The 13,299-nt window shown below is 59.5% G+C and carries 15 protein-coding genes and 1 other RNA gene; all 16 read right to left on the bottom strand.

What is annotated here, in order from left to right; translation table 11 throughout:
* Positions 1 to 54: 54 nt before the first annotated feature.
* The 16 genes from ssrS to mreC all read right to left on the bottom strand — a co-directional run bounded on the left by ssrS (position 55) and on the right by mreC (position 13,298).
* Positions 55 to 240: non-coding RNA, 6S RNA (ssrS, locus tag F8A88_RS09835), on the bottom strand.
* Positions 241 to 283: 43 nt separating this feature from the next.
* Positions 284 to 538, bottom strand: a complete 255-nt coding sequence (locus tag F8A88_RS09830) for a cell division protein ZapA (protein WP_151150966.1) — start codon at positions 536 to 538, stop codon at positions 284 to 286.
* Between the two features lie 12 nt (positions 539 to 550).
* On the bottom strand, positions 551 to 727 hold the full coding sequence (locus tag F8A88_RS09825) for a cell division protein ZapB (protein WP_151150965.1): 177 nt from the start codon (positions 725 to 727) through the stop codon (positions 551 to 553).
* Between the two features lie 31 nt (positions 728 to 758).
* Complete coding sequence (gene glmU / locus F8A88_RS09820; RefSeq protein ID WP_170283788.1) at positions 759 to 2,132, bottom strand: bifunctional UDP-N-acetylglucosamine diphosphorylase/glucosamine-1-phosphate N-acetyltransferase GlmU; 1,374 nt, start codon at positions 2,130 to 2,132, stop codon at positions 759 to 761.
* Between the two features lie 551 nt (positions 2,133 to 2,683).
* Positions 2,684 to 3,106: a F0F1 ATP synthase subunit epsilon gene (locus F8A88_RS09815; protein WP_151150964.1), complete on the bottom strand. Its 423-nt coding sequence runs from the start codon at positions 3,104 to 3,106 to the stop codon at positions 2,684 to 2,686.
* Between the two features lie 11 nt (positions 3,107 to 3,117).
* Entirely contained in the window at positions 3,118 to 4,515 is a 1,398-nt protein-coding gene (atpD, locus tag F8A88_RS09810) for a F0F1 ATP synthase subunit beta (protein ID WP_151150963.1), read from the bottom strand.
* A gap of 17 nt (positions 4,516 to 4,532) precedes the next feature.
* The gene (locus F8A88_RS09805) at positions 4,533 to 5,414 is read right to left on the bottom strand and encodes a F0F1 ATP synthase subunit gamma (protein ID WP_151150962.1); all 882 of its coding nucleotides are present in this window, start codon (positions 5,412 to 5,414) and stop codon (positions 4,533 to 4,535) included.
* A 16-nt stretch (positions 5,415 to 5,430) separates the two neighbouring features.
* Positions 5,431 to 6,939: a F0F1 ATP synthase subunit alpha gene (gene atpA / locus F8A88_RS09800; RefSeq protein ID WP_151150961.1), complete on the bottom strand. Its 1,509-nt coding sequence runs from the start codon at positions 6,937 to 6,939 to the stop codon at positions 5,431 to 5,433.
* A gap of 4 nt (positions 6,940 to 6,943) precedes the next feature.
* The gene (gene atpH, locus F8A88_RS09795; protein WP_151150960.1) at positions 6,944 to 7,489 is read right to left on the bottom strand and encodes an ATP synthase F1 subunit delta; all 546 of its coding nucleotides are present in this window, start codon (positions 7,487 to 7,489) and stop codon (positions 6,944 to 6,946) included.
* The gene (locus F8A88_RS09790; RefSeq protein ID WP_338325290.1) at positions 7,486 to 8,040 is read right to left on the bottom strand and encodes a F0F1 ATP synthase subunit B family protein; all 555 of its coding nucleotides are present in this window, start codon (positions 8,038 to 8,040) and stop codon (positions 7,486 to 7,488) included. Before F8A88_RS09790 ends, atpH begins: the two co-directional genes overlap by 4 nt.
* A 34-nt stretch (positions 8,041 to 8,074) precedes the next feature.
* A complete protein-coding gene (locus F8A88_RS09785; protein WP_151150958.1) occupies positions 8,075 to 8,500 on the bottom strand; it encodes an ATP synthase F0 subunit B in 426 nt (141 codons plus the stop codon).
* 135 nt (positions 8,501 to 8,635) lie between these two features.
* Positions 8,636 to 8,998, bottom strand: coding sequence for a bactofilin family protein (locus F8A88_RS09780; protein ID WP_151150957.1), 363 nt, complete (start codon positions 8,996 to 8,998; stop codon positions 8,636 to 8,638).
* Positions 8,999 to 9,053: 55 nt separating this feature from the next.
* Entirely contained in the window at positions 9,054 to 10,163 is a 1,110-nt protein-coding gene (rodA, locus tag F8A88_RS09775) for a rod shape-determining protein RodA (RefSeq protein ID WP_151150956.1), read from the bottom strand.
* Positions 10,164 to 10,182: 19 nt separating this feature from the next.
* Positions 10,183 to 11,994, bottom strand: a complete 1,812-nt coding sequence (gene mrdA / locus F8A88_RS09770; RefSeq protein WP_151150955.1) for a penicillin-binding protein 2 — start codon at positions 11,992 to 11,994, stop codon at positions 10,183 to 10,185.
* On the bottom strand, positions 11,978 to 12,466 hold the full coding sequence (locus F8A88_RS09765; RefSeq protein ID WP_151150954.1) for a hypothetical protein: 489 nt from the start codon (positions 12,464 to 12,466) through the stop codon (positions 11,978 to 11,980). Before F8A88_RS09765 ends, mrdA begins: the two co-directional genes overlap by 17 nt.
* Positions 12,447 to 13,298: a rod shape-determining protein MreC gene (gene mreC / locus F8A88_RS09760; protein ID WP_151150953.1), complete on the bottom strand. Its 852-nt coding sequence runs from the start codon at positions 13,296 to 13,298 to the stop codon at positions 12,447 to 12,449. Before mreC ends, F8A88_RS09765 begins: the two co-directional genes overlap by 20 nt.
* Position 13,299 lies beyond the last annotated feature (1 nt).

The raw sequence follows: 13,299 nt of genomic DNA, 5'->3' as shown, positions 1-13,299 counted from the left end.
CGACCTTTCGGCCATGTCCCCGCACCGCTCCCCGGCCGGTGCGTGGCCTTGTATGATATCCCCGGGAGAACCGTGTTGCCGTCAGTTTTGAACCTGGTATGTCCAGGTGGGCCGGACTCGCGCCCCTTCAGGCTTCCCGGTCAGTGCCGGGCATGCTCACCAGTGCGCTGGAGTCGTAGCCCTTTCAAGAGGTATTGGCTCAATAACCTCACAGGTCAATCACATGCTCCCCAGGGTTTTCTGCCGCTCCCCATTGCGGCCCCATCCTATCATCGGCGGCGGCCTACGGGGTTTTCTCCAAGATCTCTCCGATCTTCTCCTCCAGGCGGTCAAGCTCGGCCACATTGACCAGATAGTCATCGGCCAGACTCAACGCCAGAAACGTCAGCAACTTCTCCTTGCTCAAGTCACCTGCGTTTTTGCTCAAAATCTCATATCGTTCTTCAAGAAGACCCCGCGCAGCCTCAACTCGTTCGGGCGTGGCGTCCGTCTTGAAGGAAATATCAAGTCCCATGATCGACAGGCTGTAGCGCGACATCGTGACTTCCCGCTATTCAAGCTCGCCCTCTATGCGAGCCAAAAGGGCCTCTATGCGCTGGGTGGCGTCCCCTTTGGTACTGCGTTCCTGCTCCAGCGTTTCGGTCAGCCGCCGGTTTTCCTCTTTCAGCTCCTGAATCTTCTGCACAAGAGCTTCGAATCTGCTTTCAAGCCTGTCTACCATGTCCATGGTTAAAACCTAATCCTTATGTTTCACGAAATCAAGACTTCTTCATGCGTCGTTTCAGATTGAGCTGCTTGGCGCGCCCAATGGCCGTGCCTTCGTCGGGAACGTCCTTGGTGATGGTGGACCCGGCGCCCACAAGCGCATCGCGTCCCACGGTCACCGGAGCCACCAGCGCGGTATTGCTGCCGATGAAGGCTCCTTCGCCGATGGTGGTGATGAACTTGTTCTTGCCATCGTAGTTGCAGGTAATGGTGCCAGCGCCGATGTTGCTGCCCGCGCCCACCACAGCATCGCCCAGATAGGTCAGGTGGCTGGCCTTGGCTCCCTCGCCCAGTTCGGCCTTTTTCATCTCCACGAAGTTACCGACCTTGGCGCCCTTGCGCAACACGGCACCGGGCCGCAGCCGCGCATACGGACCCACAACGCAATCAGGACCCACCTCGGCCTGTTCCACATGGCAGAACTGGCGCACCACGCACCCGGGGGCAAACGAGGAATCCGTGATCCACGTATACGAATTGAGCACGCTTCCGGCGCGCACAACGCTTTCGCCATAAATTTCTACGTGCCCGAACAGTTCCGCGCCCGGCTCAACGGTCACGCGCGGGCCGATGATCACGGTATCGGGATTGTGGATCATCACGCCCTCGTCAATGAGCCCGTCCACAATGCGACGGCGAAGGGTCTTTTCCGCATCAATGAGCTCGCGCGGGCTGTTGATGCCCATGAGGTTCACATCCGCGCCGCAGGTCACGCCTTCCACGGTCATGCCCTGTTCCACGGCCATGGCCACAAGGTCCGTAATATAATACTCGCCCGAGTTGTTTTCCGCGCGCAGGCCGTCCAGCAGTTGCCCCACCGAGTCCATGCGCAACAGGTACACGCCTGCGTTGACCTCGCCGGTAACCGGGCCGTGGGTGGCGTGGTCATAGTCCTTGGCCTCCACAATGGCGAGAATTCGTCCGGAATCGTCGCGCACCACGCGGCCGAACGATGCCGGGTCCTGCGGGGTGATGGTCATGAAGGCCACGTCCGCGCGTCCGGCCTGTGCCGCAAGACGCTCCACGGCCTCGGTGGTGGCCAGGGGCGTGTCGCCGTTGATCACGAGGCAATATCCGGCTCCGGTCTTTTGCACGCTTTCCCAGGCCTCCTGCAGGGCATGCCCGGTGCCGAGCTGTTCCTTTTGAAGCACGAAATTCGAGGCCCGTTCCGGAAACGCGGATTCCACCTGTTCCGCGCCAAATCCCACCACCGTAAAAATTCGCTCGCCAAAAGCGGGCTCCAGCGCCCGGTACACATATTCGAGCATGGGTTCGCCCAGCAGGGTTTGCAAAACCTTGGGGCGGTTGGAGTGCATCCGCGTGCCCTTGCCCGCGGCCAGAATGAGTGCGGTAACCGTGTCGGCCATCATCGCTCCGAATGGTTTCATGGTCTGTATGTAACGCCCCGAAGGGCTTTTCGTATCAATCGCAAACAAGCAGATACCCTCATTTTACAAAAAGGACAATCGCCGCGCCTGTGGTTTGTGGAAGATCAAAAGCAAACAGGAGTCCCCGCCTACGGCGGGATTGGATGTGTGATTTCGCCTCCGGCGCGCAAGGGTCACGGACCCTTCAGGCTGCCGACAAAGGCCCGATTGCAGCGTTGATGCAAAAAGAGCAAACCCTCGCGTATCTGAAGTACGCGTCGGTCTTGCTCTTTTCTTTCGCCTTGCACTCAAACCTTTTTCAACAGCCTGCCAGATTGAGGGTATCAATAAAAAAGTCCCCCCCCGCAACGAACCAGCCCGAATCCGTGCAAAGCGCGATTTCGGGCTCGCCAAAAAGTTTTGGAGGTTCTCAGGAACCTTTTTCAAAAGGTTCCTGAGCCGCCGGAGGCAGCTGCCTTTCCAAAAGAAAACCCCGGCAGACCAGAAGGTCCGCCGGGGCTTTGATAGTGTTGTTTCGGCTCGGCCGGTCGCTAGCAGGTGCCTGCGTCCTTGCCGGCACGATTGCAGCTGATGCGTGCAACAGAACGCTTCAGTGCAGCCTGATGCCGGGCATGCTCGAGCTTTTCCTTGGCCTGCTGGGCACGTTGCTCGGCCCGCTGCTGGGCCTTCTGAGCACGGTCGACGTCGATTTCGTGTGCCATTTCAGCGACCTCCGCAAGGACGGTGCACTTGTTGTGGCTCACTTCGGCGAAGCCGCCGGCAACAAAGACGTAATACGTCTTGCCGCCCAGCTTGTAGTGGAGATTGCCGATTCCCAGAGCGGAAAGGAAGGGAACGTGATTCGGCAGAATGCCGAATTCGCCGAGCGCACCGGGTGCGCCCACGTATTCCACGTCCTCGGAAAGAACCTTCCGGTCGGGGGTGACAATCTCAAGAGTAACCATACTAGCCATGGGGTATCTCCCTACTGCTTGGCCTTTTCAAGGGCTTCTTCGATGCCGCCGCACATGTAGAATGCCTGTTCGGGCAGCTCGTCGTACTTGCCGTCCAGGATGTCGCGGAAGGCCTTGATGGTGTCTTCCAGCTTCACGTACTTGCCTGCAACGCCGGTGAACACTTCAGCGACGTGGAAGGGCTGGGACAGGAAGCGCTGGATGCGACGGGCGCGGGCAACGGTGAGCTTGTCTTCGTCGGACAGCTCGTCCATACCCAGAATCGCGATGATGTCCTGAAGGTCCTTGTACTTCTGCAGAACCTGCTGCACTTCGCGAGCGGTGTAGTAATGCTCTTCACCGAGGACGTGCGGGTCCAGGATGCGGGAAGTGGAGTCCAGCGGGTCAACCGCAGGGTAGATGCCGAGCTCTGCGATCTGACGGGACAGAACGAGCGTACCGTCAAGGTGCGAGAAGGTGGTTGCCGGGGCCGGGTCAGTGAGGTCGTCCGCAGGGACGTACACAGCCTGGACCGAGGTGATGGAACCCTTCTGCGTGGAGGTAATGCGCTCCTGCAGGCCACCGAGGTCGGTGCCGAGAGTGGGCTGGTAACCAACCGCGGAAGGCATGCGGCCCAGAAGTGCGGACACCTCGGAACCTGCCTGGGTGAAACGGAAGATGTTGTCAACGAAGAGCAACACGTCCTGGCCTTCTTCGTCACGGAAGTATTCCGCGCAGGTCAGTGCGGTCAGTGCGACGCGGGCACGTGCTCCCGGAGGCTCGTTCATCTGGCCGTAGACCAGTGCGGCTTTCTCCAGAACGCCGGCGTCTTTCATTTCGTGGTAGAGGTCGTTACCTTCACGGGTACGCTCGCCAACACCTGCGAACACGGAGATACCGCCGTGCTGCTTTGCGATGTTGTTGATCATTTCCATGAGGATAACGGTCTTGCCGACACCTGCGCCGCCGAACAGGCCCATCTTGCCGCCCTTGGGGAACGGGATGAGCAGGTCAACGACCTTGATGCCGGTCTCAAGCAGTTCCACGTTGGTGTTCTGCTCGGTGAACGAGGGCGCGGGGCGGTGAATGGGCAGGCTCTTGTCAGCCTTGATCTCGCCCAGTTCGTCCACGGGGCGGCCCACAACGTTCATGATGCGGCCCAGCGAACCGGCGCCGACCGGAACAGAGATGGGAGCACCAGTAGCGTTTGCCTCCATGCCGCGGACCAGACCTTCGGTGGCGTCCATGGCGATGGTGCGAACAACGTTGTTACCGAGGTGCTGCGCAACTTCGCAGATCAGATCCGGAGCATCTTCGTTGTTCGGGTTGTTGATCTGAAGCGCCGAAAGAATATTCGGCAGGTTGCCATCGGGAAATTCGACGTCGACAACGGCGCCGATAACCTGGACAATTTTACCTACGTTAGACATAGCTCTAAAGCCCCCTTTTATCCGTTCAGCGCTTCTGCGCCGCCGACAATGTCCATGAGATCCGCGGTAATCGCGGCCTGCCTTGTTTTGTTGAAGAGCAGGGTAAGCTGCTCACTCATTTCATCGCACGCCTTGGTGGCGTTATCCATGGCACTCATGCGCGCGGCATGTTCGGAACAGCTCGTGTCGAGCAGTCCGCGGTATACCTGGACCTTGATGAAGCGAGGCAGGAGTTCAGCCAAAAGGCCTTCGACCGAAGGTTCATAGATGTAATCGCCAGATCCGCCGCTTTCGCCCTCGACCGCCTCTTCTTCCGAAGAAGACATGGGCAGTATCTGCTGGGCCACGGGAACCTGTCTGGCCATGCTCTGAAACTCGCCGAAAACAAGATGCACTTCGTCGATATCACCGGCCATGTAGTCGCGGATGAACTCGTCACCCACGCTGGCGGCCAGCGTGAAATCGAAATGGCTCATGGCGTCGCGTTCTTCGCGCTGGACCGTGAAGTCCCTCTTGCGGAAGAAATCGCAAGCCCGTTTGCCCACGCAGTACAGTTTGACGGCCTTGCCTTCGGCGGCCTTGGACTGTGCAAGCTTGTTGGCCTTGGTGATGATGTTGGTATTAAACGCACCGCAGAGGCCGCGATCGGAAGAGACGACAAGGATGCCGACACTCTTGATTTCTTCGCGGACTTCCAGGAGCGGATGGACCGATTCGTCAGCGCCGGACGCCAGATCCGCAAGCATATCGTAGAACTTCTGCGCGTAGGGCCGGAAACGCTCAATGCGTTCCTGGGCCTTGCGCAGCTTCGCCGAGGCCACCATGTTCATGGCCTTGGTGATCTGCCTGGTTTTCTTGACGCCAGCGATTTTATTCTGGACGTCGCGTAACGATGCCATTCACGAACTCCTTGATTTAGGCGCTGAAGCCTTTCTTGAACTCTTCAATGGCAGCCTTGAGACGAGACTCGATGTCGTCGTCCAGGGCCTTCTTTTCCGCGATATCGTTCAGGATATCAGACTTGGAGTTGCGCATGAAGTCGAGGAATTCGGCCTCGAACTTCTGGATGGCTTCCACCGGCACGTCGTCCATGAAACCGCGACCGCCTGCGTACAGGGAAGCGACCTGTTCCTGAACCAACAGCGGCTGGTACTGGGGCTGCTTGAGCAGTTCCACCATGCGGGCGCCGCGAGCAAGCTTGGCCTGGGTCGCCTTGTCCAGATCGGAGCCGAACTGGGCGAATGCGGCCAGTTCGCGATACTGGGCGAGGTCCAGACGCAGAGTACCGGCGACCTGCTTCATGGCCTTGATCTGCGCGGAACCACCAACGCGGGAGACGGACAGACCGACGTTGATGGCCGGGCGAACGCCTGCGTTGAACAGGTTGGGTTCGAGGTAGATCTGACCGTCGGTAATGGAGATAACGTTGGTCGGAATGTATGCGGACACGTCACCGGCCTGGGTTTCAATGACCGGAAGAGCGGTCATGGAACCTGCGCCGTACTTGTCGTCCATCTTTGCGGCGCGTTCCAGCAACCTGGAGTGCAGGTAGAAAACGTCGCCGGGGAATGCTTCACGTCCCGGGGGGCGGCGAAGCAGCAGGGACATCTGGCGATATGCCGTGGCCTGCTTGGAAAGGTCATCATAAACGATGAGGGCGTGCTTGCCGTTGTTGCGGTAATGTTCCGCCATGGTGCAACCGGAGTATGCGCCGATGAACTGCAGCGGTGCGGGCTCGGAAGCGGTGGCGGAGATGATGGTGGTGTATTCCATGGCGCCGTGCTTCTTCAGGATGTCGGCAACCAGGGCGACCTGCGCCTTCTTCTGGCCGATAGCCACGTAGAAGCAGTGCACGTCGGTATTTTTCTGGGCGAGAATGGCGTCGATGCCGATGGCGGTCTTGCCGACCTGACGGTCACCGATGATCAGTTCGCGCTGTCCGCGGCCAACCGGAACCATGGCGTCAACGGCCTTGAGGCCGGTGTTGCAGGGCTCGTGGACCGACTTACGGGGAATGATGCCGGGGGCCTTCATTTCCACGGGACGGGTTTCCTTGGAATCGACGGGTCCGAGACCGTCGATGGGCTCACCCAGGGGGTTGAGCACGCGGCCCATGACGGCGTCGCCGACCGGCACGGAGAAGATCTGGCCGGTACGCTTGACCGGGTCGCCTTCCTTGATGCCGGTGTCTTCGCCGAGCAGCGCCACACCAACGTTGTCTTCTTCAAGGTTCAGAACCATGCCCTTGAGGCCGCCGGGGAACTCGAGCAGCTCCATGGCCATGACATTTTCGACACCGTGAACGCGGGCGATACCGTCACCGACGTACAGAACGGTACCGGTCTCGCTCATTTCTACGCGAGACTCGTAATTCTGAATTTGATCCTCAATGATCTTGCTGATTTCTTCCGCTTTGATCTGCATGGCCCTACTCACCCCTTTTGATATTGTCTTTCAAAATCTGCAACTGAGCTCTCAGGCTGGCATCCAGGACCTTGTCCCCGATCTTGAGGACTACGCCGCCAAGAATCTCAGCATCATCGGCAAACTCCAACTCCAGTTTCTTACCAGTCTGGCCTTCAAGCCGCTTGAGGACGTCGGCCTGCCGGGCCGCATCCATGGGCTTGACAGTAACCAGCCTGCCGGAGATGACGCCCGAAGCTTCGTCGAGCATCGCCTTATAGTCAGCCGCAATGGCCGGAACTTCCTCGAGCCTGCCCTTGTCTGCGAGCAGGTTGCAGAAGTTGGCGACCATGGGCTTGACGGACAATTTTTCCAGCATCTGCTTGAGCACAGCCTTCTTCTCGTCCGCGGAAAACAGCGGATTCCGGAAGAAGCGCATGGCATCAGGCGCGCCCTGCAGGGACCCAGCCAGCTCCATCATTTCTTTGCCGTACGCCTCTGTCTCACCTTGGCTGCCCCCGACGGAGTACAGCGCCTTGGCATAGCGGCGTGCAACTACGTTCCCGGTCAATTGAGCACCACCTTGGTTAAATATTCATCCACGAGCTTGTCGTGATCAGCGTCCGACAGCTTCTCCTGAACGATTTTTTCCGCGGCCTGCACAACCATCTCGGCAACCTCGGCGCGGATGGATTCCACTGCGCCCAGCGCTTCGTTCGCTGCGGTCTTCTTGGCCTGTTCGCGGATCAAATCGGCATCGCTGATGGCCTTTTCCTCAATGGCAACCTTGAGCGCTTCGCCCTGGCTCCTGGCTTCCTCGAGAATGGCCTTTTTTTCCTGCTCAAGGTTGGCGATGCTTTTCTCGACATCCCTGAGTTTCTTTTCAGCGTCGGCCTGACGAGTCTGCAGGTCGTCGAGATTTTGCTTGATTTCCTGCTGCCTGCCGGAAAGCAGATCCTTTATCTTGCTGCCGGCCAGCTTCCAGATAATGGCCACCACAACGATAAAGTTGACCACTCGCCAGAGGTAGTTCCACAGCTGGTCACTGCTCACCCCTCCCTCACTTGCGTGGGCCGCGGTTCCTGCCAGCATACAGACGGCAACCGCGAGAATCACATGCACCCGTTTCAAAACGAAACCCTCCTTAGAACGTCTGTTACGCCTGGCCAAGAATCTTGTCCGTGGCTTTGGCCGCAAAATTTTCGACATCCTTGCCCAGCTGGTCCATGGCCGACTTCACCTGCGCGTCGATTTCGGCGCGGGAAGCCTTGAGGGTCTCTGCCGCATCCGCACCGGCGGCGGAAAGCAGCTTGGTCTCCTCGGCCACGGCTTCGTCACGAAGCTGTGCACGAATCTCGTTACCGTCTTTTCTTGCCGCGGCGAGCTGCTCCTCATAATCCTTCAGCTTGCCCTCGGCGTCAGCGGTGAATTTCTCGATCGAGTCCATCTGTCCGGCCATGAGCTCCTTCCGCTTCCGGATCATTTCGCGGACCGGACCGAACAGAATGAGGTTCAGGACGATCAGCGTGATCAGGAAGTTCACGAACTGGATCAAAATGCCGATAGGATGAATGTCTATCATCGCGTCTGCCCCCAGAGAGGTTGTGAATTTTAGCGCAAAGTCACTGGCGTTTACCCAATTTACGAGCCTGTGTCAAAGCCTTTTTCAGCTTCGACACAACGCCTGTTCCCCCGTTTTGCCCAAATATTCAAAGAGTTATTCAGAATCCTCCTCACTTTGTGAAACAGGATCCACTTTGCCCATGGCCAAGGAACCCTCCAAAACAGCACCCTCTTCCACCACCAGACTGGGGGTGTGGATGTTGCCCTGAAGATTGGCCGTCTTGTTCAGCACCACTTTTTCACCGGCAATCACATCACCCCGAATATTGCCGGAAAGAACGAGCTGACCGACCTTGATCTGCCCGTCCACAAAGGCTTCCTGCCCCACGACAAGGGTGCCGTCCGACATGATTTCGCCATTGAAATTGCCGTCGATGCGTACGGCTCCCTGAAAATGGAGCTTGCCGTTGTAGTTGGTTCCCGCCCCGAGAAAGGCGTTGATCTCGTCCCTGGCCATCGTGTCCCCTTTTGACGAGTTTGTGACGATTTTCCCAAATCCGGGCCGTTCAAAACTACTGTTTGAACAGGAACCGGCGCATGGAAACGTTGAGCACCAGACCTATGAGAAAAAAATTCACCAGCGTCGCGCTTCCCCCGTAACTGATGAACGGCAAAGGAATCCCGACAACCGGCATGAGTCCCAGCACCATACCCATATTGATCAGGATTTGCCAGAAGAAATAAAAGAATACGCCAGCGGCAAGGTAGCTGCCGAACATGTCCTTTGCATCGCGTGCAATGACCACCATCTGGTACAGAAAAACGCAAAACAGGGTCAAAAGAATCATTGTTCCCGCAAAACCCCACTCCTCGCCGAACACGGCCACGGCGAAGTCCGTGTGCTTTTCCGGCAGAAAACGGAGCTGGGATTGCGTGCCGGCCAAAAAGCCCTTGCCCCAGAAGCGACCCGAACCGATGGCGATTTCCGATTGGATGATGTGGTAGCCGGCACCAAGCGGGTCCTTGGTCGGATCCAGAAACGTCAGGATGCGCTGCTTCTGGTAGTCGTGCAAAAAGAACCACGACAGGGGCAGCATGGCGGGAATCGTTATGAGCAGGGTCTTGAACACGCGCGGGGTCATGCCGTGATACAGAATCATGCCGCCCAGTATCATGAGGATGGACAGGCCGGAGCCGAGGTCGGGCTGACGGATGACCATGCCCGCGGGAATGAGCCCCACGCCCACCACATAGGCCAGCCGGGTGAAGCCGAGGCTTTCGCGCTCCCGGGCCAGAATGCGCGCCCCGATGATCAGGATGCAGATCTTGGCCATCTCACTGGGCTGGAAATTCATGAAGCCCAGGTCCAGCCAGCGCCGTGCCCCGTAGATGGTCTTGCCCATGAAGAACACGGCCAGCAGCATGATGCAGGTCACCCAGAACAGGGGCCAGGCCATGGTGCGCAGGTGGCGGTAGTCGAACAGCATGACAAAGAGCATGCCGAACATGCCCATGAGCCCCCAGATGAGCTGTTTCTGGTAGTAGGGCGCCACGCTCATGCCGTCTTCCAGCCGGAAACCGCTGGCGGAATACAGGTTGAGCACCCCGCAGAAAAAAAGAATGCAGGTCAGGCCCAGCAGGGGCCAGTTGATGTAGATGAGCAGGCGTCTGTCAAAAGCCATGCTTTCCTCCGGGAAAAGCCTATTTCCGTTCCGGCCGTTTCAGGGTCACGCCGTTGAACAGGTACTCGATGACCGCCTTGACCACGGGACCGGCACCGGACCCGCCGTGCAGCCCGTGCTCCACCAGGGCGGCAATGGCGTATCGCCTGTCTCCCTTTTCCGCATAGGCGCACATCCATGCGTGGTCCCTGTACTTGTAAGGAATATCCTTGTCCTTGAGCTTCTTGAGTTCATCGGTAAGGCGCACAACCTGGGCCGTGCCGGTCTTGCCGCCCACGTCCACGCCCTTGGTGCGCAGCCTGCGCGCGGTGCCGTGCGCCCCGGCCACGGTGTTGTGCATGGCCTTCCTGATCATGGCCAACTGATCCTTGTTCAGGGGCACCCGGCCCAGCAGCTCCACCTTGTCGTCCTTGAGCAACTGGGGTTTGAGCAGCTTGCCGCCGTTGACCATGGCGGCCACGAACCGGGCCACCTGCAAAGGCGACACAAGGGTGAACCCCTGGCCGATGGCCATGTTCAGGTCGTCCCCGCCCTGCCAGCGTTCGCCGAAGCGGCGCCGCTTCCATTCCCGGGTGGCGATGTTGCCGCTTTTTTCGTGGGGCAGCCGGATCCCGGTCCTGACCCCGTAACCGCAGGCATTGGCAAAGGTGCTCATGCGGTCCACGCCGAGCTTCTTGCCCAGCTTGTAGAAATACACGTCGCAGGACTCCACCAGCGCACGCTCGAAATTGACCTTGCCGTGCCCGCCCCTGCGCCAGCAGCGGAACACGTGGCGGCCCAGCTTGAGGGCACCGTTGCAGAACACGGTTTCCCTCGGGTCCACCATATTATAGGAAAGGCCCGCCCCGGCCACACACAGCTTGAACACCGATCCGGGCGGATACACGGATTGGATGGCCCGGTTCTGGAGCGGATGCATGGGGTCGTCGCGCAGGGTCGCCCATTGTTCGGGGCTCAGGCCGGAGCTGAAGGCGTTGGAATCAAAGGACGGCGAACTCACCAGCGCATGCAGCTGCCCTGTGTCCGCATCCATGACCACCACGGCCCCGGCTTCCCCCTCGAGCCAATCCATGATCAGTTGCTGCAGGTGCAGGTCGATGGACAGGGCCAGCTCCTGCCCGGCCCTCGGACTGCGCAGCACGCGCTCGTCCAGCTTGCGGCCGTTCACGTCCACCTCGAACTGCCTGCGCCCCTTGCTGCCCCGCAAGGCGCGCTCCAGCATGAGCTCCAGCCCCTGCTTGCCCACTTCGTCGCCAAGGGCGAGCTTGGGGTCCTTCTCCATTTCCGCTTCATTGGCCTCGGAAACATAGCCGAGAATATGGGCCATGAGCGTTCCGTACTTGTAATGACGGCGAGGCCGCACGCGAATGTCCAGCCCGGGCCAATGCAGGCGATTGGCCTCGATGACGGCCATCTGATCAAAGGAAAGGTCGGGAATGAGAATGAGCGCCTCGAACGGCTTGACCCGCTTGCGGCCCTTGGCAAATCTTTGCTGAAGTTCTGCCACGGGCACGCCTGTCCAATGGGCGACCTGCGCCAGCGTGGCCTTGATGTCCTTGCAGTCTTCACGCACCAGCCCCAGCGCATATGCCGGCTCGTTCACGGCCAGCAGTTCGCCGTTGCGGTCGAGAATAAGGCCGCGCGGCGCAAAGACAGGTTCCTGACGCAGCTGGTTTTCACGGGCCTTGACCGCGTATTCCTCGCCGCGGTGAATCTGCAGGTACCACAAGCGCAGGGCAAACACGCAGAAGAGGCCGAGAATGAATATCTGCAACAGGAGCAGTCCGGCCTTGGGCGGTTGCCGGTTGCCGTTGTCAAACATGTGCGTCATCGTATCGCATCCCCCGCGGGAACAAAGACCGCGCCGCATACCAGGCCACAGGGAAAATCCCGGCCTGGATCGCGCCTTCGAGCATCATGTCCGGCACGGACCAGGCAAGGCCCTGCAGCGAGGCCAGAGAATAAACCAGCAGGGGGTGCATCGCGCCGAGCAACAGCCCCAGCAGGCACATGAACAAAAAACTTCTCGACTCGAACAGCCACCGGCCGCCGAGATAGGCCAGCACCAGCACCCCGTACCACATGAGCCCGTAGCCGAAGGCCATGGAACCCATGCCTTCCTGCAACAGCACCCAGGCCAGCACCATGAATCCGGTTTGCGCCCCGGGCCGCTCCTGCAGGCTCAGGACCACACCCGGCGCCAGAAAATCCACGCCCGGCAACAGGGTCTGCAGCCACACGGCCACAATGGTGTAGGCAAGCCACCACGCAACGACCTGCAGGCTAGTTGACCGACGTTGCATTGTGCCCCCCGGCAAGGGTCATGCGTTTGAGCAGCAGCACTTCCTCGAGCTTGTTCACGTCCACGAGCGGCTCCGCCGTGATGGAAAGGAAAAGCGAAATGTCCGAGCGGTGTACGGTCTTGACCCGGGCAACGGGCAAACCCTTGGGGAATATGCCGGAAAGGCCCGAAGTCACGAGCATCTCGCCGGGTTCGATGGGCGCGTTGAGCTTGATGTATTCGACCTTGAGGTTCCGGCCGCGGCCCTGCCCCACCACAATGCCCTGCGAGCGGTTGTCCTTGCCCATGACCGACACGCGGCTGTTGGGATCGGAAAGCAGCAGCACGTGGGCTGCGGAAGAGGCGCAGCGCAGCACGCGGCCCACCACGCCCTCCAGTGAGATCACGGGCATGTCGTCCCGTACCCCGGCCAGGGAGCCGCGGTCCACGGTCAACGTATCCAGCGTGGCCGCGGGACCCATGCGGTGGGCGATGATGCGCGCACCCTGCTCGCTCCAACCGTCCAGCGGAGCGAACATGAGCAGGCGTTCAAGCCGTGCCGTGGCTTCGGCGCGGTCGGAAAGCATGAGGTTTTCCAGGCGAAGGCGGGCATTCTGTTCCTGCAGGCTGTCGTTTTCCTGCTTCAGGCCCACGAGATAGATGTATCGCCCCCAGAAATCGGATACCCGATTCGACACCCAGTGACCGGGCCGGACAATCCAACCGGTGATGTCCAGGCCGGTGTAGGAGGAAAGAGCGTCCAGATGTCCGGTACGCAGGTTCCACGTGTACAGGCTCAGGTACACGAACAGCCCTGCCACGATGATGGCGGCTATCTTCTTGGGCTTTGTCACG

Origin of the sequence: Pseudodesulfovibrio senegalensis (assembly GCF_008830225.1) — a bacterium.
Classification (GTDB): domain Bacteria; phylum Desulfobacterota; class Desulfovibrionia; order Desulfovibrionales; family Desulfovibrionaceae; genus Pseudodesulfovibrio; species Pseudodesulfovibrio senegalensis.
Note: the sequence above shows the minus strand (reverse complement) of the source record. Positions and strands in the feature narration are given on the sequence as shown.